Source organism: Streptomyces sp. NPDC058051 (genome assembly GCF_042885475.1).
Classification (GTDB): Bacteria; Actinomycetota; Actinomycetes; order Streptomycetales; family Streptomycetaceae; genus Streptomyces.
Genome location: NZ_JBHVRW010000002.1, coordinates 274099 through 298643, shown reverse-complemented (window position 1 = coordinate 298643; position 24545 = coordinate 274099). Strand labels below are relative to the sequence as shown.

Below are 24545 nucleotides of genomic sequence, written 5' to 3'. Positions count from 1 at the left end.
ATGGACGTGGCCTGACCTGAGTGGAAAGCTCGAATTACCGCGGGCGTCGCCGTAGCCGCCGCGGCGGCTCCCCGTGCCCGTGCACCCTTCTCCCCCACCGCGTCGGATCTTTTCCCGCTCCGCGCCACTATCTGGGAGGCACGCATCATGGGCGACAAGGCACACGCACACACCGGGGCCGCCGGCAGGGCAGCGGCGGCCGACCAGCCCTCTTCCGTTCGGAACGTGGTGCTGGTCGGCCACAGCGGCTCCGGCAAGACCACCCTCGTCGAGGCCCTCGCCCTGACCGCGGGGGCGGTCAACCGGGCCGGCCGGGTCGAGGACGGGGCCACGGTCTCCGACTACGACGAGATCGAACACCGTCAGCAACGCTCCGTACAGCTCTCGCTCGTCCCCGTCGCATGGGGCGGGTACAAGATCAATCTGCTGGACACCCCCGGGTACGCCGATTTCGTCGGAGAGCTCAGGGCCGGTCTGCGGGCGGCGGACGCGGCCCTGTTCGTCGTGTCCGCGGCCCAGGAGCCCGACGCCGTGGCAGGGGCCACCCGCGCCGTGTGGGACGAGTGCGCGGCCGTCGGCATGCCGCGCGCCATCGTCGTCACGCACCTCGACACGGCGCGCACGTCTTTCGACGAGATGACGCGGATCTGCGGCGAGATCTTCGGCGGCGACGACCCCGACGCCGTGCTCCCGCTCCACCTGCCCGAGTACGGGCCCGAGGGCCCCGACGGGCACGCGCCGCTCACCGGGCTCACCGGACTCCTCACTCAGCGGATCTTCGACTACTCCTCGGGCGAGCGGGAGGAGAAGCCGCCCGCCCAGGACCGGCGGGCCACGCTCCAGGAGGCCCGTGACCGGCTCATCGAGGGGATCATCGCGGAGAGCGAGGACGAGACCCTGATGGACCGCTACCTCGGCGGAGCCGAGATCGATGTCAAGACACTCATCGACGATCTGGAGCGCGCGGTCGCCCGAGGCACCTTTCACCCCGTTCTCACCGCGGCCCCCGCCGCCGAGGGCGCCCGCCGGGGCGTCGGCACCGTCGAACTCCTGGACCTGATCACCGGCGGGTTCCCCACGCCGCTGGAACGCCCGCTTCCCGAGGTCACCCCGCTGCACGGGGCGGCTCGGCCGGTGCTGACCTGCGATCCGCGGGGTCCGCTCGTCGCCGAGGTCGTCAAGACGGCGTCCGACCCGTACGTCGGCCGGGTCTCGCTCGTGCGCGTCTTCTCCGGCACCCTGCGCCCCGACGAGACCGTCCACGTCTTCGGCCACGGCCTCACCGACCCCTGCCACGAGACACGCCCCTTCCACGAGGCGGAGGTACGCGTCGGCGCGCTCTCCTCCCCCTTCGGCAAACAGCAGCGCCCCCTCACCGCGTGCATCGCCGGGGATCTGGCCTGCGTCGCCAAACTGGGCAGCACCGAGACCGGGGACACCCTCTCCGGCTCGGACCGGCCGCTGCTGATGGATCCCTGGACCGCACCGGACCCGCTGCTGCCGCTCGCGATCGAGGCACACAGCAAGGCGGACGAGGACAAGCTCTCCCAGGGGCTCTCCCGGCTGGTCGCCGAGGATCCGACCATGCGTCTCGAACAGAACCAGGACACCCGTCAGGTGGTCCTGTGGTGCCTCGGCGAGGCCCACCAGGACGTGGCGCTCGACCGGCTGCGCAGCCGCTACGGCGTCCAGGTCGACGCCGTACCGCACAAGGTGTCGCTGCGCGAGACCTTCGCCGCCCCGTCGTCCGGGCGCGGCCGGCACGTGAAACAGTCCGGCGGCCACGGCCAGTACGCCATCTGCGAGATCGACGTGGAGCCGCTGCCACCGGGTTCGGGCATCGAGTTCGTCGACAAGGTGGTCGGCGGAGCGGTACCGCGCCAGTTCGTCCCGTCCGTCGAGAAGGGTGTGCGTGCCCAGGCCGCCAGGGGGGTGGCGGCCGGACATCCGCTCGTCGACGTGCGCGTCACCCTGCGGGACGGTAAGTCCCACTCGGTGGACTCCTCCGACGCCGCGTTCCAGACCGCGGGCGCACTGGCCCTGCGGGAAGCCGCCGCGGACACCCGTATCCAGCTCCTCGAACCCGTCGCCGAGATCCAGGTCCTGGTTCCCGACGACTACGTCGGACCGGTGATGAGCGATCTGTCCGGGCGCCGCGGCAGGGTGATCGGCACCGAGCAGTCCGGTGCCGGCCGCACCCTCGTCCGGGCCGAGGTCCCGGAGCTGGAAATCGGCCGGTACGCGATCGACCTGCGCTCCCTGTCCCATGGCGCCGGCCGCTTCGACCGGGCGTACGCCCGGCACGAAGCCATGCCCCCACAACTCGCCGAACGCATCCGCGAACAGCGGGAGAGCAACCCGAACGACGCGTGAACGACGCGTAATCGACGCTGCTGCCCGCCGTTGTCCACAGGGGCGGGCAGCGTATCGATCCGGACGATACTCTGTGGTCCCAGCTCAGAAGGTGTGCCGGGCACGGCAGTTGGGAAACAGCCGCAGGAGCGGATGCTTGGTGGCGAGTGGGGGCGACAGTGGCCGACAGCGGATTCGATTTCTCTCCTGGAGCGCAGATCCCGCTTCAGGGTGCGGGCTCACAGGCGGTGGCGACGAACGCCCTCGCCTCCGCCGCGTACCGCGACAGTCCGGTGGAGAAAATCCTTGATGCCAACAGCGAGTGGCACAAGTCCGAAGTGAAAGCGGGCCGTTCCAAATTCTTCAAGTCCGACTACTTCAAGCCCAATTTCGGTGAGGCGTTCTCCCGCGCCGTCCAGGAGCGCATGCTGGGCGGCGCCCGGAAGGCGCTCATCCAGTCCTTCGGCACAGACCCGCAGACCGTCGTCGAGCACTGCCTGTCCGCCAGCCGCCTGCGCAAGGCACGCGACACCAAGCTGACCGCGGTCACCGCCCTGTTCGGTTTCCTCTTCCTTCCCGGCATGCTCCTCTGGATCATCGCCTTCCGCCTGCGCGACTCGCTCAGCAGGACGAAGGACAAGGGTCTCGCGGTCGTGGGCAACGCCCTTCTCCCGGTCATCGGCATCGTGGCCCTGTTCTTCCTGGTCAAGCTGCCGCTCACCGGATTCCTCGCCCTCTACGTGCGGGCGATGATCGTCGCGCCCGTCATCGGCTGGTACCTCGCCAAGCGGATCGCCGAATCCTCGGCGAAGGACCTGCGCGCCCGCTGGGAAGGGCTGCTCTCCGGCGGCGGAGTCATCGCCAAGATCCCGGAGGCCGTGCCCAAGAACCCCAGTGAGACCTCCCGCGAAGCGCTGCGCCAGGGCCTGGAGAAGCTCTCCGCCGAGCAACAGTCCAATTCCGTCTTCTACGCGGGCCCCAAGGGCATCCTCGGCATGGGAACCCGCTGGGGCAGCTGGCAGCTCGCCGAGGAGCTCGTCTCCAAGGAACCCGGCAAGGAGTTCCACCGGTTCCGCAGCTGGGATCTGATACGGGCCATCCACGACCAGCTCAAGGTGCTGGAGCGCGGCCCTCTGAACACCGGAGGGTTCCCCACCCCGTCGGTCACCCACTGGATCGTCTCCCCCGTCGGCGAGAACGCCGACTCGGTCTCCCGGCCCGACGGCGAGGACGTCGCCACCTTCCAGGTCAAGCCGCACGAGATACAGCGGATCTGCAACCACCAGCAGTTCGGCGGCGGCGACCGGCACTATCTGGGCGTCCAGTTCACGCTCTGGGACGGCCAGTTGGTCATCACCATGATGATCACGGTCACGGTGCTCTACGAAACGCTGCGCATCGAGGTCACCGGGCATGCGCTCGGGCCGGTCCATTCGCTCTTCACCAGCAAGCCGGCGGCCAAGACGAAGACGGTCAACAAGACCGTCCGGTTCTGGGAGACCCGCGACATCACCCTCCCGCTGGTCGAGCCCGAGGAAGTCGTCCGACTCGCCCTGCGGGCCCCCTTCACCTGGTACCCGCCGCTCCTCGACTACCTCGGCGGGAAGATCGCCCTGCCCGAGCCCTTCGGCCTGCGCCACGCCTGGGCCGAGAAACCGTGGCGCCACCGCTTCATGGCCGACGACGCGATGCGCGCCGCCACCCCCGTCCTGCGTGCCGTGCACAGCGCCGCCCTGCGGGTCCTGGAGGAGAACGGCGTCGACACCGAACGCTTCGACAACCGCTCGATGATCCTCAGCGGGGCGGTGCAGGACCCGAGCCCGCGCAACGCCGACCTGTACGACGCGTAGAGACGCGAAATCCGCCCCGGCGAACAGCAGCCGGGGCGGAGGGCGCGGGGACATCGGCCCGGGTCGGTCCAGGGGCACCGGCCCGGGTCAGTCCACCGGCCAGGCGTCGGCCAGCATCGTGCGCGTGTCGGCGAGAAGCTGCGGCAGCACCTTGGTGTGCCCGACCACCGGCATGAAGTTGGTGTCACCGCCCCAGCGCGGCACCAGGTGCTGATGGAGATGGGCCGCGATTCCGGCGCCGGCCACCGCTCCCTGGTTCATGCCGATATTGAATCCGTGCGCGCCCGAGGCGGCGCGCAGGGCCACCATGGCCCGCTTGGTGAAATCGGCCAGCTCCATGGTCTCCGGACCGTCCAGCTCCGTGTAGTCCGCGACATGCCGGTACGGGACGACCATCAGATGCCCGCCGTTGTACGGATACAGGTTCAGCACGGCGTAGACGTGCGTGCCGCGTGCCACGACCAGCCCGTCCTCGTCCGATTTCGACGGGATGCCACAGAACGGACAGCCGTCGCCGGCCTCCGGACCGGTCGGCTTGTTCTCACCCTGGATGTACGCCATCCGGTGGGGCGTCCACAGGCGCTGGAACGCGTCGGGCGTCCCCACTCCGATCTGCTGCTCGGGCTCACTCGTCATGACGATCAGCATATTGCTTCACTCCCGGCGGGCGTGTCGCCGGGGCCGCACCCGTCGGCGCACGGCAATGCTGAGGCGATGAGCGACCAGCCCACGGACCCGACCGCGACGAGGTTCAGGCACTGGGAGGAGCGCACCGAGATCCCCCTGTTCGGTGCCTCGCTGCTCTTCCTGGCCGGCTATGCCATCCGCGTCCTCGCGCCCCACGACGCGCAGCCCTGGCGCGACCTCGCCCTCGGACTGGTCGCCGCCACCTGGTCGGTCTTCGCCGCGGACTACGCCGTGCGGCTCCGCCTCAGCGGCCTCGGCCACCGTTTCGTCCGCGTGCACTGGCTGGACACGGTGGTCCTGCTGCTTCCTCTGCTGCGCCCGCTGCGCCTGATCCGCGTCTACACCGCGGTCCAGCGGCACCGGGAGACGCCCCGGCTGAGTCTGCACGCCCGCGTGATCACGTATGCCGGCGCGACCGCCCTGCTCCTGGGCTTCTCAGCCGCTCTCGCCGTGTACGACCAGGAGCACACGGCGCAGGGTGCCTCGATCCGTACCTTCGGCGACGCGGTGTGGTGGGCGTGCGCGACGCTGACGACGGTGGGGTACGGGGACGCGGTACCGGTCACGGCGGGTGGCCGGGTCGTGGCGTCGGGTCTGATGGCCTGCGGGCTGGCGCTGCTGGGGGCGGTGACGGGCTCGTTCTCGTCGTGGCTGCTGCAGGTGTTCCGACGGGAGGACGAGAAACGGCCCCCGGAGGGCACGTAGCTCTCCGGGGGCCGCTCGGTCGGTCAGACCTGGACGCGGTCCTCGACGGCCTTCTGGATCTTGGCGATGGCGTCCGCGACGGGGACGCCGTTCTCCTGCGATCCATCGCGGTAGCGGAAGGAGACGGCGCCGTTGGCCATGTCCTCGTCGCCCGCGATGATCATGAAGGGCGTCTTCGCCTTCTGGGCGTTGCGGATCTTCTTCTGCATCCGGTCGGACGAGGCGTCGACCTCGACCCGCAGGCCCTTCTTCCGGGCCTCGGCAGCGAACTCCTGGAGGTACGGAACGTGCGCGTCGCCGATCGGGATGCCGAGTGCCTGGACCGGGGCCAGCCAGACCGGGAACGCACCCGCGTAGTGCTCCAGGAGCACCGCGAAAAAGCGCTCGATGGAGCCGAACAGGGCGCGGTGGATCATGACCGGGCGCTGCTTGGTGCCGTCGGGGCCGGTGTACTCCAGGTCGAAGCGCTCGGGCAGGTTGAAGTCGAGCTGCACGGTCGACATCTGCCAGGTACGGCCGATGGCGTCCTTGCACTGCACCGAGATCTTCGGGCCGTAGAACGCGGCGCCGCCCGGGTCCGGGACCAGCGGCAGCCCCTGCTTCTCGGCGACCTCGCGCAGCGTCTCGGTGGCCTCTTCCCACGCCTCGTCGGAGCCGACGAACTTCTCCGGGTCCTTGGTGGACAGCTCCAGGTAGAAGTCGGTCAGACCGTAGTCGCGGAGCAGGTTCAGGACGAAGGTGAGCGTCCGGTCGAGCTCCTCCGCCATCTGCTCCCTGGTGCAGTAGATGTGCGCGTCGTCCTGGGTGAAGCCCCGCGAGCGGGTGAGACCGTGCACCACGCCGGACTTCTCGTACCGGTACACCGTGCCGAACTCGAAGAGGCGCAGCGGCAGCTCACGGTACGAACGTCCGCGCGCATCGAAGATCAGGTTGTGCATCGGGCAGTTCATCGGCTTGAGGTAGTAGTCCACCCCGTCGTCGAGCTGCATGGGCGGGTACATGCCTTCGGCGTACCAGTCCAGGTGGCCGGACTTCTCGAAGAGCTTGCCCTTGGTGGCGTGCGGGGAGTAGACGAATTCGTAGCCCTCCTCCTCGTGACGCCGGCGCGAATAGTCCTCCATGGCGCGGCGGATGATGCCGCCCTTGGGGTGGAAGACGGCGAGACCGGGGCCGATCTCGTCCGGGAAGGAGAAGAGGTCGAGCTCGTTGCCGAGCTTGCGGTGATCGCGCTTGGCGGCCTCCTCCAGGAACTCCAGGTGTGCCTTGAGCTCGTCCTTGGTGGGCCACGCGGTGCCGTAGATCCGCTGGAGCATGGGGTTCTTCTCGCTGCCGCGCCAGTACGCCGCGGCGTTGCGCATCAGCTTGAACGCCGGGATGAACCGGGTGGTCGGCAGGTGCGGGCCCCGGCAGAGGTCCTTCCAGCACAGGTCGCCGGTCTTCGGGTCGAGGTTGTCGTAGATGGTCAGCTCGCCGCCGCCCACCTCGACGTCCGCGCCGTCGCCGGCGTTCTCGACGGAGTCGGAGCCCTTGATGCCGATGAGCTCCAGCTTGTACGGCTCGTCGGCCAGCTCCTCGCGGGCGGCCTCGTCCGTCACGACCCGGCGGGAGAACCTCTGTCCCCGCTTCTGGATCTCCTGCATCTTCTTCTCGATGGCCTTGAGGTCCTCGGGGGTGAACGGCTTCTCGACGTCGAAGTCGTAGTAGAAGCCGTCCTTGACCGGCGGGCCGATGCCCAGCTTGGCCTCGGGGAAGAGCTGCTGCACGGCCTGCGCCATGACGTGCGCGGTGGAGTGCCGCAGGATGTTCAGGCCGTCCGCGGAGGAGATCTCGACAGGCTCGACGACCTCGCCGTCGGCGACGACGTACGCGAGGTCCTTCAGCTCACCGGCGACCCGGGCGGCAACGACGGTGCGCTCTCCGGGGAAGAGCTCGGCTGCCGTAGTGCCCGTCGTCACCACGCGCTCTTCCCGCTCGGAATCGCGTTGGATGATCACACGGACGTCTGACACCGGTCTCTCCTGACTGAAGGGGGGTGCGTACCCACATTCCTGTTGCGTACGCAAGAGGAATCGTACCGATCCGACGGCCCCCTCCGCGAAAGGGTTCGTTCCAGCCGTCCGCCGGGCCCCGTGCAGCACCCCGACCCTGCTATTCGCCCGTGCACGCCTCCTCGAAGGAGTCGACGTTCTCCTGGAGCGACTTCATCAGCCGGTCCCGCTCCGCCTCGTCCACCTGCACGGGCACCACCTGCGAGGTCCGGGTCAGCCGCCGGAAGCCGCCACGGCTCTCCAGCCGTCCCTCGACCCGGATCGGCAGCCCCACGAGATGGGCGTGGCCGGCGATCCGGTACGCCTCCTCGTCCAGTTCCAGCCGTACGTGCGGCACCTCCGCGCCCGCGAGCACCCGCAGCCGTACGATCCCGGCACCACGCGGCGCCGAACGGCGCAGCCGGACGACGGCGCCGGTGATCCGTACCGTCACGGCGGGCTCGTCCCGGAGATAGCGGGCACCGGCCCCGCGGAGGGCGGGCAGGTCGCCTGGGGAGAATTCCACCGGCTCGGGGCGGGCCGGGCAGCCCTCGGGGATCCCGGCCGCGGGCGCCCACTCCAGCGCTATCCCGGCCCCCTGCGAGCCCCGGACCAGTGCGACGAGGGCTTCGGTGAGCTCCCTGCTGACTCCTGCCCCGACCGCGCTGTCGAAGGCTTCGAAGCCTCCGGTGGCCCGCTGGTAGTCCACTGCCTCACGGGTGGCGTGCAGGGCGTGGTGGAGCCGCACGGCGACGGCACGGCCCGGTTCGACGGGGACGAACGCCGTGAGGGCCCGGCCGCCGGGCGCGGGTCCGACGAGTATGTCTTCGAGGGCGGCGAGGGCTCTGCGGCGGTGGCGTGCGCCGTGGTACCCGGTGCGCCCCCGCACGGCGAGGGCTCCGGCGAGCAGGATCTGCCGAGCGGCGGTGTGCAGCCGCTCCGCACCCGTCCAGCCGGCGGCCCCCGCCGTCCCCGCGACCGGTTCGGGGACCTCGCGTCGCCAGCGGATCTCGTCGCTGGGTACGGCGAGGGCGACCAGGATGTCGCGGGCGGAGGGTGCGGCGCTCCGGACGAGCGCGGTCAGCGCCTCGCCGAGGAGATCCTCGCTGTCGGGGAAGGCGGTCGTGCCGGGGACGAGCAGGCTCGTCCCCGCGCCGGCCGGGCCGGGCGGGGTCCAGCGGCTGTAGCGCCCGGCCGCTCCGCCCCGCCGCCGCCAGCCGTGCCGGTCGAGCAGGGTGCCGAGGACCGCCGGGTCGACGCGGCGGGGGTCGGGTATGTCCCCGGGCAGGACGGGCCACGGCCCGGCGGGCTCGCCGGGGTGCGGGCGTGTGGCTGACGGGATCGCTTCGTTGGCGGACTCGTCCATCGGCCGGTGCATCAGGGCCTCCCTCCCGCCCCTACGCGGGTCATGATCTCGCAGAGCGCCCGGTCGTCGAATATGCGCGAGGTCGGGATCCGCACGGTGGTCCGGTGCCTGCCCGTCACCGCGTGGCCGGCCAGGTTGGTCCAGTAGCAGCAGTGCCGCAGGTCCAGCCGGTCGTGTCCGGCGCGCAGCCAGTCGTCCTGGCTGCGCGGCACGATCATCACGACCAGGATCTTGTGCACCGACACCGGCGTACGGGCGAGCTTCACGAGGTGCGCGTTGTCGAGCGTGAAGGCGAACGTCGGTCCCGGTGGGTGCGGCGGTATCTGGTAGGTGCACTTCAGCTGCACCTTTATGGTCACTTCGTCGTCCACGGCGTGACCGGGGGCACCGTGGCTGACGTGCCAGTCGATGCCGTTGTCGGGGAAGGGCTGTGACAGGGAGCACCCCGCCGCGGCCGCGACAGCGTGCAAGTGGCCCACCTGGAGCGTCTCCATGCAGGCGGTGGTGGCGAGTGTGCCGCGCAGCGGTGCGACCCGCTGGGACAGCAGCCCGCTCGGTTCGGGCTGCGCGAGCGCCATGGCTGCGTGTGCCTTCCGGGCTGTGCCGATCGGTTCTTCGGTGCGAGGGTGTCCCCGGTCCCGGGGGTGGCGGACAACTCCCCTTCCCCTCACCTCTGTTGTCACCGCACAGGACGGCCCGCAAACGGCGTACCAGTCAAAGGGTGCGGGTATCACCGAACCGGGCAGGGGAATCACACCATCTGCCGTTCGGGCACGAGGAGTTCGGGGATGAGCCATTGGTACGAAGGGCCGCTGGCGGCCTTTGACACCGAGACGACGGGAGTCGACGTCGAGGAGGACCGGATCGTTTCGGCCGCCCTCGTCGTCCAGGACACGGCGGGCGGGCGCGCGCGCGTCACCCGGTGGCTGGTGAATCCGGGGGTGCCGGTGCCCGCCGGGGCGACCGAGATCCACGGCCTGACCGACGATCACCTTCAGCACAACGGCCGTTGGCCCGCGCCGGTGATGGAGGAGATAGCCCGGGCGCTGGCCGAGCAGTGCGCGGCGGGCCGGCCGCTGGTGGTGATGAACGCGCCGTTCGATCTGACGCTGCTGGACCGGGAGCTGAAGCGTCATCGCGCGTCGTCGCTCGCCGGTTATCTCCAGAACGCGCCGCTGTGCGTGCTGGATCCGCGTGTGCTCGACAAGCATCTGGACCGTTACCGCAAGGGCCGGCGCACCCTCACCGATCTCTGCGAGCTGTACGGGGTGGTGCTGGACGGCGCACACGACGCGGCACACGACGCGGCGGCGTCACTGGAGCTCGTACGGGCGGTGGGGCGGCGGTTCTCGTCCCGTCTGGAGCGGCTGACCCCACCGGAGCTGCACACCCTGCAGGCCGTGTGGCATGCGGCGCAGGCGCGCGGCCTGCAGGCGTGGTTCGTGAAGAACGGCACGCCGGAGGCGGTGAATCCCGCGTGGCCGCTGCGCCCGGAACTTCCGGCTGCGGCGTGACCGCTCACTTCCCGGAGCCGGTTCCCGGACACGCAGAGGCCGGTCCGTCGATGCTGCTGACGGACCGGCCTCTCCCGGTGGGCGATACTGGGTTCGAACCAGTGACCTCTTCGGTGTGAACGAAGCGCTCTCCCACTGAGCTAATCGCCCGGGAACGGGTTGAACCATACAGGGCTCGGAGGGTGCGGTTCAAACTCCTCCCAGCCGGGCCGCGAGGCCCCGCCGTCCGGCACGCATCATGAGTGCGTGGTTGGCCCGGAACACGGGGCGTCCGGGCACCGCGAGGAGCCGCATCAGCCGTCTGCGCACCTTGACCTCCTGCTCGTAGGTGGCGCGGCTGCCGTCGCCGTGCGCGGTCACCGTCCACCGGGCCCAACCGACCAGGTCTCCACCGAGGGCCGCTTCGAGGACCCTGGCCCGCGGGTCGCGGCGGCGTTCGCGGACGGTCATGACGAGGTCGTACGGGAGGAAGGCACGGATGCGGGTGGTTCCGGTGGCGCCGTCGACCGAGGTGACCTCGCGGATCTGCGGCCACCATCGCGGGTAGTCGTCGGCGCGCCCGAGGATCTCGTACACGGCGTCGGGGGGCCCGGGCAGGTCCCAGATACTCACAAATCGGTAGTGACTCCAGTCCATGACCCCAGTCTGCGCGTACTCAGGCGGGGAACTGAGTATCCGAGCCCATGACCGGACCTGTGGCTCAGGCCACACTCCCGGTCATGGAACATGTGCCGCCGCCCGCCGAGGAATTGGCGCTCCTCGATCGCGAGCTGGCCCGGTTGGACGCCCGCCGGTCCCAGTTGCTGGTCCGTCGCGCCTGGTTGCTGAGCGTACTGAAGCCGCCGGTCACACACCTGGCCGCGCCTCCCGCTCCGCCGTTCGCCGCTCCGTCCGCACCGCAGGCGCACGCCCTGCCCCCGGCACCGTTCGCGGCTCCGTCGGGCTCCGCGGGCGCGCCGGTCGGGGCGCGCGGTGCGCAGAACGTGCTGCTCGGCCTGGGCGGTCTGCTGCTGACGATCGCTGCGGTCGCGTTCACCCTGATCAGCTGGGGTCACCTGGGCATCGCGGGGCGCTCGGCGGTGCTCGGTGTGGTGACGGTCGCGGCGCTCGCCGCTCCTGCCGTGCTGCTGCGTCGCGGGCTGCCCGCGACGGCCGAGTCGCTCGCCGCTCTGGCGACGGTGCTGATGGTGCTGGACGCGTACGCCCTGCACCAGGTGGCGATGCCGGGGACCGACGGCCTCGGATTCGCCGCGGTCTCCGCCGCGGTGCTCGCCGTGCTCTGGGGCGCGTACGGCCTGTTGCTCGACCGGCTGCGGCTGCCGCTTCCCCTTGCCGTGGTGAGCGCGCAGGTGCCGCTGCTGCTGTGGGCGTGGGCGGCGGGCGCGGACGACGCGGCCTTCGGCTGGGCACTGCTGGCGACATCGGCGTTCGACTGCGCGATCGCCCTGAGGGGCAAGGGCGTTGGGGTACGCGTGACGGCCTGTGTCGGTTGCTGGGTGACGGGGGTGCTCGGACTGGCGCTGGCCCTGGCGCTGTCGGTGTCCGCCGGTGGGGCGCCGGACGCGATGACACCGGCGGCGCTGCTGCTCGCGGGTGCGGCGGTCGCGGTGTCCGGGGCGCGGCGGGCACCGTCGGGTCAGGCGGTGGCCGGTGGTGTCGTGGCCGGGCTGTGCACGGTGGCCGCGGTGGGTGGCGTGCTGCGCGCCTTGACGTCCTGGGACTGGTCGGCGCCGGTCCATCTGCTGTGCGGCGCGGCGCTGTTGGCGGCGGTCCGCGCTCCCCTGCCGCCCCCGGTGAGGAGGGGGCTGGTGTGGGCTTCGTCGGCGGTGACCGTCGGCGCGGTGCTGACCGCGGCGCCGGTGATCGGTCTGTCGTTGACGGGTGCCGTCCCGCAGCTGGGCCGGGTGTGGTCGGGAACACCTGACGGTGGTGTCCGGGGCGCGCTGGGCGGGGGAGGTCTCTGGACCGGGGCGGCCGCGGCGCCGGTGGTACTGCTGGCGGTGGCCGCTCTGTCGGCGGCGGCGTACCGGTGGTGGCCCCGGCTGGTCCGGGCGGCCGGGCCGGTGCTGTCGCCCGGTGCGGCGTGGCGGGACGCGGCGGGAGCGGGTGCGGTGGCGCTCGGCTGGGCGGGGCTCACCGTGCTGCCCGCGGTGCTGGGGATGTCGTACGCGGCGGCCGTGTCGGTGCAGTCGGTGCTGGTCGCCGCGGCGTTCGCGACGGCGGTTCGGGGTCTGCGGCGCGGGACGGACGCCGTGGGGCCGGCGGCCCTGCTGTGCGGCCTGATCGGCGCGGCGAGCACGGGCGTGCTGTCGCTCGCGACGGAGGCTGCCACGTACGCGGTGTTCACGGTGCTGCTGGCGACGTTCGGCCTGTCGGCGGTGTCGCTCGCCGGCACCGCGGTCCCGGCCGGGCCGCCGCTGCCGTCCGGTCGGGCGGCGGGGCCCGTACCGATGGCGCGGATCGCCCAGGCGGTCCTGGCATGCGGCGCGGTGGTGTGCGGGACGGTGCTCGCCCGCGCGGTCGGGGCCTCGCTGGACCTGGCCACCCACCGCGCGGCACCCGTCGTGCTGGTCGTTCCCGCGGTGACGGTACTGCTCGGGGCTCGCCTGAGGGGTCTCCCGTCGGCTCTGCCCGTCGAGCTGACCGGGGCCGCGGCAGGTGTGGTGGCGGTGGGCATGGCGGTGACGGACCGGCCGTACCTGGCGACCGTGCTGGCGCTGTGCGGGGTGCTCGCGGCCGGTACGGCCCTCCGTGCCGAACGGCGGCCGGCGGCGGGGTATCTGGCGACGGCGTTGTTCGTTCTGGCGGCCTGGCTGCGGCTGTCGGCTTCCGGGGTGTCGGCGCCGGAGGCGTACACCCTGCCGGTGACGGTGCCCGCTCTGGTGGTCGGTTGGCTGCGCCGGCGCCGTGACCCGGAGGCCTCGTCGTGGACGGCGTACGGGGCGGGCCTCGCGGCGACACTGGTGCCGAGCCTCGTCGCCGCCTGGAACGATCCGCACGGGCTGCGGCCGCTGCTGCTCGGCGTGGTGGCGCTGGTGATCACCCTGTCGGGGGCACGGCTGCGGTTGCAGGCGCTGCTGCTGCTCGGTGGCACGGTGCTGGCCCTGGACGCCCTGCACGAACTCGCGCCGTACGTGGTCCAGGCCGTCGGCGCCCTGCCGCGCTGGGTGCCACTCGCACTGGCCGGGGTGCTGCTGCTGGCGGTCGGGGCGACGTACGAGCAGCGGCTGCGCGACGCCCGGCGGCTGAAGAGGGTTCTGGGCCGCATGCGGTGACGATGCGCCGGTGTGCCGGCTCGGCCGTCGTCGGGGCGGCGGCGAAGGCCCCCGAGGACGGCCGCTTGCGCGGCGGACGGACGCGCGGGGGCGCGGCGGCCCGTCCCGGGCGTCAGTCGTCCGGCTGCCTCTTCCGGAAGATGCCCGGATGCCTCTTCTCGAAGAGGCATCCGGCGTCACGCGCCGCCACGGCGGACCGAACCGTTCGCCAAGGCGGCGCAGCGCATGGGTGCCGGACACGCCAGAGGGCCCGTGAGACTCTGCGGTCTCACGGGCCCTCTGTCCGGGTGGGCGATACTGGGTTCGAACCAGTGACCTCTTCGGTGTGAACGAAGCGCTCTCCCACTGAGCTAATCGCCCCGGACGCAGGCCAAACATTACCCCATGTCAGGGGCGCCCCATGACCATCCCCGGGTCACTCGTGGATCTTCCACGGCATGGTGATGCCGAACCTCCAGACGTAGATCCCCACCAGCACCGCGATGATCACCAGACCGATCACGGTGAGGATGATGTTGCGCCGCCGGACCTTGGGATCGAGCGCCCGCTGGGCGGCCTCGGTGACCTTCCGCCGCGTCCAGCGCAGCACCAGCTGCGCCCATACGAACTCGGTCGCCCAGATCGCCATGCCGCCGAAGATCACCAGCCAGCCGGGGCCGGGCAGCGGCAACATGATGATGCCCGCCACGACCACCGCGAGGCCGACCACGAAGACGCCGACCTGCCAGCTCAGGTGCAGCGCTCTGGACGCCTTGATGAAGCCGGGGGCCCGGGAGCCGAGCTCTCGGTCCTCCTTCGCCACACCCTCCGTGACCTCTTCCGTCACACGCACATCCCCCGTGGCGGAGACCGATGGCGCCGGCACGACGCCTCCGCTCCGCTCGTCACCCTCCGCGTTCATGGGGGCCAACCTACCGGAACGGCCTTCGTCACCGGAATGGCCGCATAACCCAAAGTTACACACCGCTGTACGAGCTACCTGAAGACACACAAAAAGGGCAGAGGGGTTTACAACGCCACCGTAGGTGGCATGTCGATTTCGCCGACGTGCGAATCCCCGAGCGCACACTGAGCGAAAGGCCCTGGCGCTTATGAACACCACGGTCAGCTGCGAGCTGCACCTGCGCCTCGTTGTGTCGAGCGAGTCCTCACTGCCTGTACCTGCGGGCCTGCGGTATGACACGGCCGATCCTTATGCCGTGCACGCCACCTTCCACACCGGAGCGGAGGAGACGGTCGAGTGGGTTTTCGCCCGCGACCTCCTCGCCGAGGGGCTTCATAGGCCCACCGGCACCGGCGACGTACGTGTCTGGCCATCCCGTAGTCACGGTCAGGGCGTCGTCTGCATCGCGCTGAGCTCCCCAGAGGGCGAAGCCCTGCTCGAAGCCCCGGCGAGGGCTCTGGAGTCGTTCCTGAAAAGGACCGACGCCGCAGTTCCGCCAGGGACCGAGCATCGTCACTTCGACCTCGATACGGAGCTCTCACACATCCTGGCCGAGAGCTGAGCCAGGCCGAGAGCTGCACGGCGCCGTCCGACTCGGGGAGGCGGCGCCGCGCGGAAAACCTCATAAGGCTGACACCGACGCCGTCATCACGGAACCCACCGTGGTGACGGCGTCGGCGCGCGCTTCCGGTGACCGCGCCGACACGACCCCGCACACCGGGACACCCCCGCACCCCGGAGCGCCCGCCCACGCCCCGGGCGGCCACTCCCCGGCCAAGGCCACCCGCGGCCGGTCGGCAAGAGCTCTGCGCACCCTCCATGGGTCTTCCCGGCCCGCTCGCGGCCCTCTGCGCGCCGGTGCCGAGCCAGTAGAGTCAGCCGGCATCGGCGGGCACCCGCCCACCGGAGGCCAGGGAGCGAAGCGTGCTGATCCCCCACGACACCCGGATCGCCCTCGACACGGTGATCGACCTGCTGAACAGCGCGCCGGAGAGCGGACCCCCGGGGAGCGGGCAGCCGGAAGGCGGGGCCGAGGGTCTCGCCGACGTCGAAGCGCTGTACGACTTCGCGCGGCGCCATCGCATCAGCGGCGTCGGCGCACTCCACGAGAAGGATCTGCGCGCCGTGCAGGACGTACGCACACGCTTCGCCGCGATCTTCGCGACGGACGACGCGGAGACCGCCGCCTCGCTCGTCAACACCCTCGTCGCCGCGGCGGGCACCACACCGCAGCTGAGCAATCACGACGGCTACGACTGGCATGTGCACTATTTCGCACCGGACGCCTCGCTCGCCGACCATCTCGCGGCCGACTGCGGCATGGCCCTGGCCTTCATCGTCGTGGCGGGTGAGCAGGAGCGACTGCGACGCTGCGAGGCGCCGGACTGCCGACGCGCCTTCGTCGATCTCTCGCGCAACCGCTCCCGCCGGTACTGCTCCAGCCGGACCTGCGGCAATCGTCTGCATGTGGCCGCGTACCGGGCGCGCCGCAAGGAAGCGGCCGGCTGACCGTTCACAGCACGAAGAGATCATGCACCGCGGCCATCAGCAGCAGACTGCCGATCACCGCGAGGAAGATCATCAAAGGGGGCTGGGAAAGCGCGAAGAGGCAGCCGCGCGGCTCTTCGTCAGGGCTTGCGGGGGCATCGCCCCGGGAGGTGTCCACCATCTCGGGACGATCATGACTCAGCCCGAGCCCCGTTGGCGATCAACACGCGTTTTTGTACGGTGAGTTCACCCTTACCGGTGCCCCGTACGATTCGCTCCGGCGTCCGATCGGCCGTCACGCTTTCGGTGCGCCGACGGGCACGCCCCGCAGCGCGTGCGACACATGGTGAGCGCCGGGGTTGCCCAACACCGCTTCGGGCAGCCCGAATTCGGCATCAGGCGAGCAGGCGGCCGACAGGCCGCGGGGACATCCGCGGAGGACAACGCGCCGCCCCGGTTTCGCCGGACTCCGTTCGGCAGTGGCCGAGTTGGGGAAGCGGGAGCGTACGAGGAGGAACCGGCCCGGACAGGGGCGCGGCCTCAACGCGGCGTCGCGCTGGAGGCACGCACCACGAGCTCCGGCTGGAGCACCACGCTGCGGTGCTCGTGGGTGCCGCCCGCGTCGTCCGCCTCCTCCAGCAGCAGCTCCGCCGCCATCCTGCCCATCACAGCGGCGGGTTGGCGGACCGAGGTGAGGGGTACGGCAGCGGCGGCGGCGAATTCGATGTCGTCGTAGCCGACGATGGCGATGTCGTGCGGCACCCGCACGCCCGCGGCGAACAGCGCCTGGAGCACCCCGAGGGCGAGCAGGTCGTTGGCGCAGAATACCGCGGTCGGGCGCGGAACGAGGCCGAGCAGCCGGGCCCCGGCGTCGCGGCCCGCCGCCACGTCCAGGCGGTCGGAGGGGATCTCCACGAGCGCCTCGGGCGGCAGCCCGGCGTCGGCGAGAGCCGACAGAGCCCCTTCGCGCCGGTCCTTGATCTGGTGGAGGTCGCCGGGGCCGCTGACGTACGCCACGGTGCGGTGTCCGGCCGAGACCAGGTGACCGACGGCGAGAGCACCGCCGCGGATGTCGTCGACGGAGACCGCGCAGGCCTCCGCCCCGGATGCCACCCGGTCCACCAGCACGAAGGGAATGCGGTGGCGGGTGAACGCCTCCAGGTTGCGGCCGGTCGCGTCGGCGGGGGTGATCAGGACGCCGCAGACCCGCTGCTCGGCGAAGAGCCCGAGGTATTCGGCCTCCTCCGACGGGCTCTGGTCGCTGTTGCAGACCATGACACCGAGACCGGCCTCACGGGCGGCGCGCTCGGCTCCGCGGGCCACGTCGACGAAGAACGGGTTGCCCATGTCGAGGACGAGCAGGGCCATGATCCGGCTGCGGCCCGCCCTGAGCTGGCGGGCCGATTCACTGCGCACGTAGCCGAGTTCCTCGATGGCGGCCAGGACCCGGGCGCGGGTCTCCGGCAGCACCGCCTCGGGCCGGTTGATCACGTTGGACACGGTGCCCACGGAGACCCCGGCCTTCCGGGCCACATCCTTGATCCCTGCCACGCGCGCCACTTGCCCTGCCCCACTGATGCCCTCGGCCGCACCGGTCCGCGACGTCACTTCATCGTACGGATGCCGCGTGCGGCGGGTGCCGCGTCGCCCCGGCCGGCCTCCCGTGGATCACCCACTGCGGAATGAATTGTTTCAATGCGATCGGGACGCTAGCCCCATCACTGAAAACCGTCAAGGTCTGCACCCCCGCAGACCACCCAGCGATCAATGAATCGATTCATTCCGTAATCCCGCAGCCCTCTCGGAAGAGGGACCGGGCCCGGATCAGATGCCGTGCTTCTTCAGGATGGCCTCGATGTCGCTGAAGTCCTCGTCCGACGACGCGGACCGCTGCTTCGGCTTCGCCTCCGGACGCGCCCGCGTCTGCGTCGCCGGGAGCATGGCCCCCGTCGTGGGAGCCGAAGCGGCGGGGGCGATGGCGCCATCGCGCGCCGCCCGTGCGGCGGCCTTGCGCTCCTTGCGCGTGCCGACGCCGCGGCGCTCTATCGCCCGTGTGCCCATGAACAGCAGCCACGCCACGGCGAGGAGGCCGAAGCCGATCCAGACGCTCGGCTTGAAGGCGATTCCGACGACCCACTCCACGACCCCGGTCAGCACCAGGCCGATCGGCACCAGGGAGTAGGCGGCGATCCGGGCCGCGGAGAGGAAGCGCTTCCGGTACGCGGTGACGGCGGCGATGCCCAGGCCCGCCGCGGACGCCGCGGAACAGATGGTCTCGGCAAGCATCGGTGCCTCCAGGCGCAGGGGAAACGTCTCTTCCATCCTGCACCGGTCACCGCCCGAGCGGCCACGTTCCGGGACCACATCAGGGACATATCAGGGCCACGATCCTCCCCAGGTGCCGATCGGAGGCGATAGGTGCCGGCCGCGAGCGCTCCGGTCGCGCGGAGAGCGGAGCCGGCCGGGTACCGGGGGAAACGCTCGCGCGGGCCCTGGGACACTGGTGGTATGAGCGATTCCACCGCCGCAGCGCCCGTCGTCCTGGACGTCTGGTGCGAGCTCCAGTGCCCCGACTGCCACCAGGCCCTCACCGATGTGCACGCCCTGCGGGCCACGTACGGCGACCGTATGGAGGTGCGGCTGCGGCATTTCCCGCTGGAGAAGCACAAGCACGCCTACGCCGCCGCGCAGGCCGCCGAGGAGGCGGCCTCCCAGGGCAAGGGCTGGCCGTACATCGAGGCGGTGCTCGCCCGCACCGCCGACCTCGGCCGCACCGGCGAGCCGCTGCTGATCGAGGTGGCGCGGGAACTCGGCCTGGACGCCGAGGAGATGGACACCGCCCTGATCGACGGACGCCACATGCTGATCGTCGACGCCGACCAGGCCGAGGGCCGGGCGATCGGGGTCACCGGCACGCCGACGTACGTGATCGGCGACGAGCGGCTGGACGGCGGCAGGAGCCAGGACGGACTGCGGGAGCGGATCGAGGAGATCGCCGACCGGCTCCTCGCCGAGCAGGTCTGAGCCGGCGGGCCGACGGCCCGCTACAGCGCCTTGGCCAGGCTGTACTGAGTCGTGCGGTAACCGAGCGAGTCGTACAGCCGCATGGCCGGCGTGTTGGAGGTCAGCACGTGCAGACCGAGCCGGTCGTCGCCCGCCGCCAGCGCGATGTGTTCGGCCCGGAGCATCAGCGCCCGGCCGTACCCGCGCCCGCGGAACTCCTCGTCCACCTCGACGTCGAACACGTACCCCACCAGCATTCCCGGGTGCATTTCGTGCCGCGCCACCCAGACATGCCCCACGACCCGGCCCTCGTGGACGAGGACGTCAAAATGCACGCCCTCGCTGGCGAGGCCGTCCGGCAGGTGCAGGGCGTGCGTGGTCCTGGACTTCCGCAGGGCCTCTTCCTCGGGGACGCCGCGGGCGATCCAGGTCTGCGCGTAGCCGGTGACCGCGTCGGCCTCCCAGCGGGCGAACTCGGCCTCCGTCATCGGCCGGGCGGTGAGACCGTCGGGCAGCGCGGGCGGGGTTCCGGGAAGTTGTTTGACCATGTTTCTGCTGCGCTCGACGTAGCCCAGCGCGGCGGCCAGTCCCAGCCCCGCCGTTTCGTCCACCGGTACCGACACCGTCGTCCGGGTGCAGCCCCAGCCGCGCAGCACCTCTTCGGCCGCCAGCGCGGCAATGGTGCCGCGGCCACGCCGACGACGGGATTCATCGATGCGCAGGGAGAGGAGCACGCCGCCGCTTGCCCCTGCCCCCGGATCCGTGCCGATCTCGACGGCGCCGACGGGCCGCCCGTTGTCGCACACGTCGTACGTGCGACTCTTCGCGCCGTCGGCGCCTTGCTGGATCGGCCCGGTCGGCCGGAGGGTCGTGGTCATCGGAGTCGTTCTATCCGCTGGGCCCCGGTCCGTCACCCGGTTTTACGGTTTCGCGGTGCGGGTTCTACGGGTCGAGGTCGTTGCCCGCCCTCTCGGCGAAGATCCGCATGGCCTTGGCGGTCACCGGTCCGGGGCCGGAGGACAGCTCACGGTCGTCCACCCGGTGGACGGCCTGCACATCGCGCAGGGTGGAGGTCAGGAAGATCTCCTCGGCCCCTTCCAGGACGTCGAACGGCAGGTCGGTCTCCTCGGCCCCTGTCCACTCCACGGCGAGTGCGCGGGTGATCCCGGCGAGGCAGCCGGAGGCGACCGGCGGAGTGTGCACCCGGCCGTCGACGACGACGAAGACATTGGACCCGGTGCCTTCGCAGAGCCGGCCGACCGTGTTGGCGAACAGGGCCTCCGACGCACCGTGCTCATGGGCGCGGGCGAGCGCCACGACGTTCTCGGCGTACGAGGTGGTCTTCAGCCCGACGAGGGCACCGCGTTCGTTGCGCGTCCAGGGGACGGTGATCACGGCGGTGGAGTCGGAGCGGCGCACCGCCTCCCCCAGGGCGACGACGAGGCCGGGGCCGTCGTCGCCGCGGTCGGAGCCGAGCGGGGAGACCCCTCCTGTGAAGGTGATGCGCAGCCGGCCGAGCGCCATCGGGTTGGCGTCGACGACGGCGGCGCAGGCGCGGCGCACCTCGTCGAGGTCGGGGGCCGGGAGTCCGAGGCCACGGGCGGAGCGGGTCAGCCGGTCGAGGTGGCGGGTGAGGGCGAAGGGCCTGCCGTCGACGGTCTTGAGCGTCTCGAAGACGCCGTCCCCCACGGTGAGTCCGTGGTCGAGCACGGACACCCGGGCGTCTTCGGCGTCCCGCAGTCCGCCGTTGACCCAAATCCTCATGACGCGGTCCTTCCCGTGGCTTCGTGAGCGCCCGACGCTACAGCGAGCAGCCGGGATGCCTTGAGTTCGGTCTCGTCCCATTCACGGTCCGGATCGGATCCCCAGGTGATGCCGGCCCCGGTGCCGAACCGGAGGACGGGTGTGCCGGTCCGGTCGATCCAGAACGTCCGTATGCCGACGGCGAGCGACGCGGTGCGGCGGTCGGCGTCCACCCAGCCGATGCCGCCGCAGTAGGGTCCGCGCGGTGCGGTCTCCAGCTCGCCGATGATGTGCAGAGCGCTGGACTTGGGCGCCCCGGTGACGGAGCCGGGCGGAAAGGCGGCTTCGAGGAGTCCGGGCCAGCCGATGCCCTCGGCGAGTTCGCCGCGCACGGTCGAGACGAGGTGGACGAGACCCGGGTGCTTCTCCACCACGCACAGGTCGGGCACCGTGACCGACCCGGGGGCGCAGACCCGCCCGAGGTCGTTGCGGACCAGGTCGACGATCATCACGTTCTCGGCGTGGTCCTTCTCCAGCAGGTCGGCCTCGGTCCGTCCGGTGCCCTTGATCGGACCGGACTCGACGGTCCGGCCGTCACGCCTCAGGAAGAGTTCGGGGGACGCCGTGGCGATCTCGACGCCCTGCGCGGGCAGCCGGATCGTTCCCGCGTACGGGGCGGGGTTCCCACGCGCCAGCAGTGCCGTCAGCGCGTCCACGTCGGCGGCGGGGTCGGACAGAGCCGCCGTCATCACCCGGCAGAGGTTGGCCTGGTAGACCTCGCCCGCCGCGATGTGCTCACGGATCCGCCGCACGCCCGCGGTGTACGCGGCACGGTCCAGGGACGAGTTCCAGTCACCGACCGCGGGGCCGCGCCAGGCACCGCGTACCGGGGCGGGCACCGTCTCGGTACGTACGTCGGCGAAGCGCGCGCAGACGAGACGACCCTCGAAATCGGCGGACACGGCCCAGAAGCCGGACGATTCGAGGGCTGCGGGATCACTGGTCACATCCCGCAGAGCGGACGCGACGAGACCGCCGAAGCGGGCCATGGGGGCGAGGTGGTGCACGCCGTCGAGTCTAGGACGGTGCACCATGACCCGCGCCGGGGCGGACGCACCTCAGCACGCTGCGCAAACGCGTTTTTGTACTGGCCCGGGAATCCGCTAGAGTTCAACACGTCGCCGGGACGCGCAAGCGGGCCGGAAAAGACAAGCGGACGTAGCTCAGTTGGTAGAGCGCAACCTTGCCAAGGTTGAGGTCGCCAGTTCGAACCTGGTCGTCCGCTCGCAGAAGGTGGGGGATCTTCCCGAACCCTCACTCCTGGTGGAGTGGCCGAGAGGCGAGGCAACGGCCTGCAAAGCCGTCTACACGGGTTCAAATCCCGTCTCCACCTCCAAGGACGATTAGCTCAGCGGGAGAGCGCTTCCCTGACACGGAAGAGGTCACTGGTTCAATCCCAGTATCGTCCACTGGTCCGCAAGGATCTCCGCGCGATTAGCTCAGCGGGAGAGCGCTTCCCTGACACGGAAGAGGTCACTGGTTCAATCCCAGTATCGCGCACGCAGTACACGCAGGGTCACCCTGCGCGATTAGCTCAGCGGGAGAGCGCTTCCCTGACACGGAAGAGGTCACTGGTTCAATCCCAGTATCGCGCACCAGCACAGACCCCCGGTCGTCTCGGCGACCGGGGGTTTGTTGTTTCCGCGGTACGCGGGGGCGCATTCCGGCGGCGGAAAGCACCGCAGGTCCGGGCGGAAGACGTACGGACCTGCGGGCGGTCGCTCACCGCTGCCGGCCCGCCCGGACCGGCGTCGGCCCGCTCAGGACGAGAAGAGCATGTGCCCGAAACTCTTGTGCCGGTAGTGACCTCCGTGGTGGCCGCCGTGGTGCGGGGCGCCCCAGGCGGGCGCCGGGGCGGCCGGGTATGCCTGCGGGGCGGGCGGCGCGGGCGGGACCTGCTGCGTCCACTGCGCCTCTATGCGGGTCAGGGTCTCCAGCTCGCCGTAGTCGAGGAAGATCCCCCGGCAGCCGCTGCACTGTTCGATCTGTACGCCGTTGCGGTTGTACGTGTGCATCTGCGCGTGGCACTTGGGACACTGCATGGTTCGGCTCACTCCTCGCCCTCGGGTCGCCGTCGTCGGAAGGCATGCCCGCCGACGGTCGGTTCAGCCTACGACGGGCTTCCCGCGGCCAACTCGGGCGGGAGGGTGGCGATTCGGGCACAGGCGTCGATCATCGCCTGCTCCACCTCATCCGGAGTTCGGCCCTCCGCCGCGGACTTGGCGCAGGCCAGTGCCGCGGTCTGCACGGTCAGGGCGCGGGCCGGCACGTCCAGTTCGGGCCAGGGGTCGTCCTCGGCGCGCACGGCGGGTCCGCCGGCCCACCGGTAGGCGTCCAGGAAACGGAGCCAGACCGCGGGCGGCAGCAGTCCGGCCGCATACCAGGCGGCGGGGCGGGCGAGGTCCCACGCGGGGTCACCGAGGCCGGCGTCGTCGATGTCGATGAGCAGCCAGGGGCCGTGCGGCGCGGGGTGGCGGACGAGTTGGCCGAGGTGCAGATCGCCGTGGCACAGGAAGTGGGAGCGGTGCGCGGGCGCGGCGGCTTCGTCGCGGGCCCAGGCGGGCAGGCGGCGCCATGCCGCGAGCACGGGGGCGGTGGCCGCGTCATCGGGGCGGGCGGCCCGCATCCGGGCGACGGCGACCGCGGCCTTGGCGGGGCCGCGCATGGGCGGGAGGGCGACGGCGGGCGGAGCCGGGGTCAGGTGGAGCCTGGCCAGCAGGACGGCGGCCTCTTCCCACGGGGCGGCGTCGGGGTCGCCGGGGTCGACGGGCTCGCCGTGGGGCCACAGGGTGATCGGGCGTCCCTGGACGGCGTCCGAGGACGGGGAGGGCCCGGGCCGCAGGGGCGCGAGGAGGATGCCGTTCAGGCGGGGATCGTCCGCGAGCGCCAGGCGGGCCAGCAGGTCGGGGAGGACCGTGCCGGAGGCGTGGGCCTTGGCGACGACGGGCCCGCTGCGGACCACTGTGCCGTCCGCGCGGTCGGCGAGGACCGACGGTGGCGGGCAGCCACAGGTGTCCTCGGGGCGTGGGCGGATGGCCTCGGGGTGTGCGTGGGCGGCCCGGTGGGCGAGGGCGCCCAGCGCGCGCACGACTGTGGTGGTCACGGTCTCCCCCGGTGACGGACGACTGCGGGCGGCCCGGTCCGCACCGGGCCCGCCGATGAGCGTACGCGCGCCGTGAAAGGGCCCGGACAGCGCGATGTCCGGTCAGCTCCCCAGCTGACCGGACAAACGCTGCCGTCCGCCGCACCCCCGTCCCCACGGGGTTGTTGGCCGGATGTCCCGGTCCGGACCGCTCTTCCGGACCCGGGGCGCCGCTCAGCGCCCCAGCATCACGCCCACGGACGACGCCTGTGTGACCACCGCGTCCCAGCCGCCGAAGACGACTACGAGCAGGGTCGCCAGAGGAAGAACCATCGCGGTCGCCACCAGCGGATGGCGCGTACCGGACGACGGGTGGCTGCCGAACGCGGCCTGGACCCTGCGTCCCCGCGTGCGGACCACCGTCCGCGCTGCCGTGCCCGCCATGGTTCC

Annotated in this window: 23 protein-coding genes and 7 tRNA genes; 13 read left to right on the top strand and 17 right to left on the bottom strand. The window is 71.4% G+C overall.

Annotated elements, in window-relative coordinates:
• The first annotated feature begins 147 nt into the window (after positions 1-147).
• Together ACFVUT_RS04870 and ACFVUT_RS04865 are read left to right on the top strand one after the other, a co-directional pair.
• Positions 148-2373, top strand: coding sequence for an elongation factor G-like protein EF-G2 (locus tag ACFVUT_RS04870; protein WP_389647223.1), 2226 nt, complete (start codon positions 148-150; stop codon positions 2371-2373).
• 158 nt (positions 2374-2531) lie between these two features.
• Positions 2532-4202 (top strand): hypothetical protein, encoded by a 1671-nt coding sequence (locus ACFVUT_RS04865; RefSeq protein WP_389647718.1) that lies wholly within the window; start codon positions 2532-2534, stop codon positions 4200-4202.
• Between the two features lie 87 nt (positions 4203-4289).
• Here ACFVUT_RS04865 and ACFVUT_RS04860 read toward each other — a convergent pair whose 3' ends face one another.
• On the bottom strand, positions 4290-4850 hold the full coding sequence (locus tag ACFVUT_RS04860) for an HIT family protein (RefSeq protein ID WP_389647220.1): 561 nt from the start codon (positions 4848-4850) through the stop codon (positions 4290-4292).
• A gap of 66 nt (positions 4851-4916) precedes the next feature.
• Between ACFVUT_RS04860 and ACFVUT_RS04855 the strand changes: the two genes are divergently transcribed.
• Positions 4917-5594, top strand: coding sequence for a potassium channel family protein (locus tag ACFVUT_RS04855; protein ID WP_389647217.1), 678 nt, complete (start codon positions 4917-4919; stop codon positions 5592-5594).
• Positions 5595-5617: 23 nt separating this feature from the next.
• Here ACFVUT_RS04855 and thrS read toward each other — a convergent pair whose 3' ends face one another.
• From thrS to ACFVUT_RS04840, 3 genes are all read right to left on the bottom strand, one after another.
• On the bottom strand, positions 5618-7603 hold the full coding sequence (gene thrS / locus ACFVUT_RS04850) for a threonine--tRNA ligase (RefSeq protein WP_389647214.1): 1986 nt from the start codon (positions 7601-7603) through the stop codon (positions 5618-5620).
• A gap of 139 nt (positions 7604-7742) precedes the next feature.
• A complete protein-coding gene (locus ACFVUT_RS04845; protein WP_389647211.1) occupies positions 7743-8999 on the bottom strand; it encodes a hypothetical protein in 1257 nt (418 codons plus the stop codon).
• On the bottom strand, positions 8999-9565 hold the full coding sequence (locus tag ACFVUT_RS04840) for a DUF4365 domain-containing protein (protein WP_389647208.1): 567 nt from the start codon (positions 9563-9565) through the stop codon (positions 8999-9001). Before ACFVUT_RS04840 ends, ACFVUT_RS04845 begins: the two co-directional genes overlap by 1 nt.
• Positions 9566-9775: 210 nt before the next feature.
• On the opposite strand from ACFVUT_RS04840, the gene ACFVUT_RS04835 reads away from it, so the two are divergent.
• Entirely contained in the window at positions 9776-10501 is a 726-nt protein-coding gene (locus tag ACFVUT_RS04835) for a 3'-5' exonuclease (protein ID WP_389647205.1), read from the top strand.
• A 78-nt stretch (positions 10502-10579) separates the two neighbouring features.
• Here the strand turns inward: ACFVUT_RS04835 and ACFVUT_RS04830 are convergent.
• Both ACFVUT_RS04830 and ACFVUT_RS04825 read right to left on the bottom strand, forming a co-directional pair.
• Positions 10580-10651, bottom strand: a tRNA-Val gene (locus tag ACFVUT_RS04830).
• A 39-nt stretch (positions 10652-10690) separates the two neighbouring features.
• Positions 10691-11137 (bottom strand): SRPBCC family protein, encoded by a 447-nt coding sequence (locus ACFVUT_RS04825; RefSeq protein ID WP_389647202.1) that lies wholly within the window; start codon positions 11135-11137, stop codon positions 10691-10693.
• Between the two features lie 83 nt (positions 11138-11220).
• Between ACFVUT_RS04825 and ACFVUT_RS04820 the strand changes: the two genes are divergently transcribed.
• On the top strand, positions 11221-13776 hold the full coding sequence (locus ACFVUT_RS04820) for an SCO7613 C-terminal domain-containing membrane protein (RefSeq protein ID WP_389647199.1): 2556 nt from the start codon (positions 11221-11223) through the stop codon (positions 13774-13776).
• Between the two features lie 288 nt (positions 13777-14064).
• Here ACFVUT_RS04820 and ACFVUT_RS04815 read toward each other — a convergent pair.
• A tRNA-Val gene (locus tag ACFVUT_RS04815) sits at positions 14065-14136 on the bottom strand.
• A 55-nt stretch (positions 14137-14191) separates the two neighbouring features.
• Positions 14192-14677: a TIGR02611 family protein gene (locus ACFVUT_RS04810; protein WP_389647196.1), complete on the bottom strand. Its 486-nt coding sequence runs from the start codon at positions 14675-14677 to the stop codon at positions 14192-14194.
• Between the two features lie 190 nt (positions 14678-14867).
• Between ACFVUT_RS04810 and ACFVUT_RS04805 the strand changes: the two genes are divergently transcribed.
• Positions 14868-15281: an SsgA family sporulation/cell division regulator gene (locus ACFVUT_RS04805; protein WP_003959770.1), complete on the top strand. Its 414-nt coding sequence runs from the start codon at positions 14868-14870 to the stop codon at positions 15279-15281.
• A 362-nt stretch (positions 15282-15643) separates the two neighbouring features.
• Positions 15644-16228 carry a CGNR zinc finger domain-containing protein gene (locus ACFVUT_RS04800; RefSeq protein ID WP_389647193.1) on the top strand — a complete coding sequence of 195 codons (585 nt, stop codon included), beginning with the start codon at positions 15644-15646 and terminating at the stop codon, positions 16226-16228.
• A gap of 4 nt (positions 16229-16232) precedes the next feature.
• Here ACFVUT_RS04800 and ACFVUT_RS04795 read toward each other — a convergent pair whose 3' ends face one another.
• The 3 genes from ACFVUT_RS04795 to ACFVUT_RS04785 all read right to left on the bottom strand — a co-directional run bounded on the left by ACFVUT_RS04795 (position 16233) and on the right by ACFVUT_RS04785 (position 18493).
• On the bottom strand, positions 16233-16388 hold the full coding sequence (locus ACFVUT_RS04795) for a hypothetical protein (protein WP_389647190.1): 156 nt from the start codon (positions 16386-16388) through the stop codon (positions 16233-16235).
• Between the two features lie 359 nt (positions 16389-16747).
• Entirely contained in the window at positions 16748-17767 is a 1020-nt protein-coding gene (locus ACFVUT_RS04790; protein WP_389647187.1) for a LacI family DNA-binding transcriptional regulator, read from the bottom strand.
• 264 nt (positions 17768-18031) lie between these two features.
• Positions 18032-18493, bottom strand: coding sequence for a hypothetical protein (locus ACFVUT_RS04785; protein WP_389647184.1), 462 nt, complete (start codon positions 18491-18493; stop codon positions 18032-18034).
• 222 nt (positions 18494-18715) lie between these two features.
• Here ACFVUT_RS04785 and ACFVUT_RS04780 point away from each other — a divergent pair, with 222 nt between their 5' ends.
• Entirely contained in the window at positions 18716-19231 is a 516-nt protein-coding gene (locus tag ACFVUT_RS04780; RefSeq protein ID WP_389647180.1) for a DsbA family protein, read from the top strand.
• 20 nt (positions 19232-19251) lie between these two features.
• Here ACFVUT_RS04780 and ACFVUT_RS04775 read toward each other — a convergent pair whose 3' ends face one another.
• From ACFVUT_RS04775 to ACFVUT_RS04765, 3 genes are all read right to left on the bottom strand, one after another.
• A complete protein-coding gene (locus ACFVUT_RS04775) occupies positions 19252-20088 on the bottom strand; it encodes a GNAT family N-acetyltransferase (protein ID WP_389647177.1) in 837 nt (278 codons plus the stop codon).
• A gap of 64 nt (positions 20089-20152) precedes the next feature.
• Positions 20153-20974: an aminotransferase class IV gene (locus tag ACFVUT_RS04770; protein ID WP_389647173.1), complete on the bottom strand. Its 822-nt coding sequence runs from the start codon at positions 20972-20974 to the stop codon at positions 20153-20155.
• On the bottom strand, positions 20971-22002 hold the full coding sequence (locus tag ACFVUT_RS04765) for a chorismate-binding protein (protein WP_389647715.1): 1032 nt from the start codon (positions 22000-22002) through the stop codon (positions 20971-20973). The genes ACFVUT_RS04770 and ACFVUT_RS04765 overlap by 4 nt, the downstream gene beginning before the upstream one ends.
• Positions 22003-22165: 163 nt before the next feature.
• Here ACFVUT_RS04765 and ACFVUT_RS04760 point away from each other — a divergent pair.
• The 5 genes from ACFVUT_RS04760 (at position 22166) to ACFVUT_RS04740 (ending at position 22611) form a co-directional block, all read left to right on the top strand.
• Positions 22166-22238, top strand: a tRNA-Gly gene (locus ACFVUT_RS04760).
• A gap of 37 nt (positions 22239-22275) precedes the next feature.
• Positions 22276-22349 (top strand) — tRNA-Cys (locus ACFVUT_RS04755).
• 1 nt (position 22350) lies between these two features.
• Positions 22351-22422: transfer RNA gene (locus tag ACFVUT_RS04750), tRNA-Val, on the top strand.
• Between the two features lie 19 nt (positions 22423-22441).
• Positions 22442-22513: transfer RNA gene (locus ACFVUT_RS04745), tRNA-Val, on the top strand.
• 23 nt (positions 22514-22536) lie between these two features.
• Positions 22537-22611: transfer RNA gene (locus ACFVUT_RS04740), tRNA-Val, on the top strand.
• Positions 22612-22773: 162 nt separating this feature from the next.
• Here the strand turns inward: ACFVUT_RS04740 and ACFVUT_RS04735 are convergent.
• From ACFVUT_RS04735 to ACFVUT_RS04725, 3 genes are all read right to left on the bottom strand, one after another.
• A complete protein-coding gene (locus tag ACFVUT_RS04735; RefSeq protein ID WP_389647170.1) occupies positions 22774-23055 on the bottom strand; it encodes a zf-TFIIB domain-containing protein in 282 nt (93 codons plus the stop codon).
• A 68-nt stretch (positions 23056-23123) separates the two neighbouring features.
• Entirely contained in the window at positions 23124-24116 is a 993-nt protein-coding gene (locus ACFVUT_RS04730) for an aminoglycoside phosphotransferase family protein (RefSeq protein ID WP_389647167.1), read from the bottom strand.
• A gap of 213 nt (positions 24117-24329) precedes the next feature.
• Positions 24330-24539 (bottom strand): hypothetical protein, encoded by a 210-nt coding sequence (locus ACFVUT_RS04725; protein ID WP_389647164.1) that lies wholly within the window; start codon positions 24537-24539, stop codon positions 24330-24332.
• Positions 24540-24545 lie beyond the last annotated feature (6 nt).

Coding starts and splice junctions, on each gene's coding strand:
- ACFVUT_RS04870 (WP_389647223.1), top strand. CDS start 148: ATGGGCGACAAGGCACACGCACACACCGGGGCCGCCGGCAGGGCAGCG.
- ACFVUT_RS04860 (WP_389647220.1), bottom strand. CDS start 4,850: ATGCTGATCGTCATGACGAGTGAGCCCGAGCAGCAGATCGGAGTGGGG.
- ACFVUT_RS04855 (WP_389647217.1), top strand. CDS start 4,917: ATGAGCGACCAGCCCACGGACCCGACCGCGACGAGGTTCAGGCACTGG.
- ACFVUT_RS04845 (WP_389647211.1), bottom strand. CDS start 8,999: ATGCACCGGCCGATGGACGAGTCCGCCAACGAAGCGATCCCGTCAGCC.
- ACFVUT_RS04840 (WP_389647208.1), bottom strand. CDS start 9,565: ATGGCGCTCGCGCAGCCCGAACCGAGCGGGCTGCTGTCCCAGCGGGTC.
- ACFVUT_RS04835 (WP_389647205.1), top strand. CDS start 9,776: ATGAGCCATTGGTACGAAGGGCCGCTGGCGGCCTTTGACACCGAGACG.
- ACFVUT_RS04825 (WP_389647202.1), bottom strand. CDS start 11,137: ATGGACTGGAGTCACTACCGATTTGTGAGTATCTGGGACCTGCCCGGG.
- ACFVUT_RS04820 (WP_389647199.1), top strand. CDS start 11,221: ATGGAACATGTGCCGCCGCCCGCCGAGGAATTGGCGCTCCTCGATCGC.
- ACFVUT_RS04810 (WP_389647196.1), bottom strand. CDS start 14,677: ATGAACGCGGAGGGTGACGAGCGGAGCGGAGGCGTCGTGCCGGCGCCA.
- ACFVUT_RS04805 (WP_003959770.1), top strand. CDS start 14,868: ATGAACACCACGGTCAGCTGCGAGCTGCACCTGCGCCTCGTTGTGTCG.
- ACFVUT_RS04795 (WP_389647190.1), bottom strand. CDS start 16,388: ATGGTGGACACCTCCCGGGGCGATGCCCCCGCAAGCCCTGACGAAGAG.
- ACFVUT_RS04785 (WP_389647184.1), bottom strand. CDS start 18,493: ATGCTTGCCGAGACCATCTGTTCCGCGGCGTCCGCGGCGGGCCTGGGC.
- ACFVUT_RS04780 (WP_389647180.1), top strand. CDS start 18,716: ATGAGCGATTCCACCGCCGCAGCGCCCGTCGTCCTGGACGTCTGGTGC.
- ACFVUT_RS04775 (WP_389647177.1), bottom strand. CDS start 20,088: ATGACCACGACCCTCCGGCCGACCGGGCCGATCCAGCAAGGCGCCGAC.
- ACFVUT_RS04770 (WP_389647173.1), bottom strand. CDS start 20,974: ATGAGGATTTGGGTCAACGGCGGACTGCGGGACGCCGAAGACGCCCGG.
- ACFVUT_RS04765 (WP_389647715.1), bottom strand. CDS start 22,002: ATGGCCCGCTTCGGCGGTCTCGTCGCGTCCGCTCTGCGGGATGTGACC.
- ACFVUT_RS04735 (WP_389647170.1), bottom strand. CDS start 23,055: ATGCAGTGTCCCAAGTGCCACGCGCAGATGCACACGTACAACCGCAAC.
- ACFVUT_RS04725 (WP_389647164.1), bottom strand. CDS start 24,539: ATGGCGGGCACGGCAGCGCGGACGGTGGTCCGCACGCGGGGACGCAGG.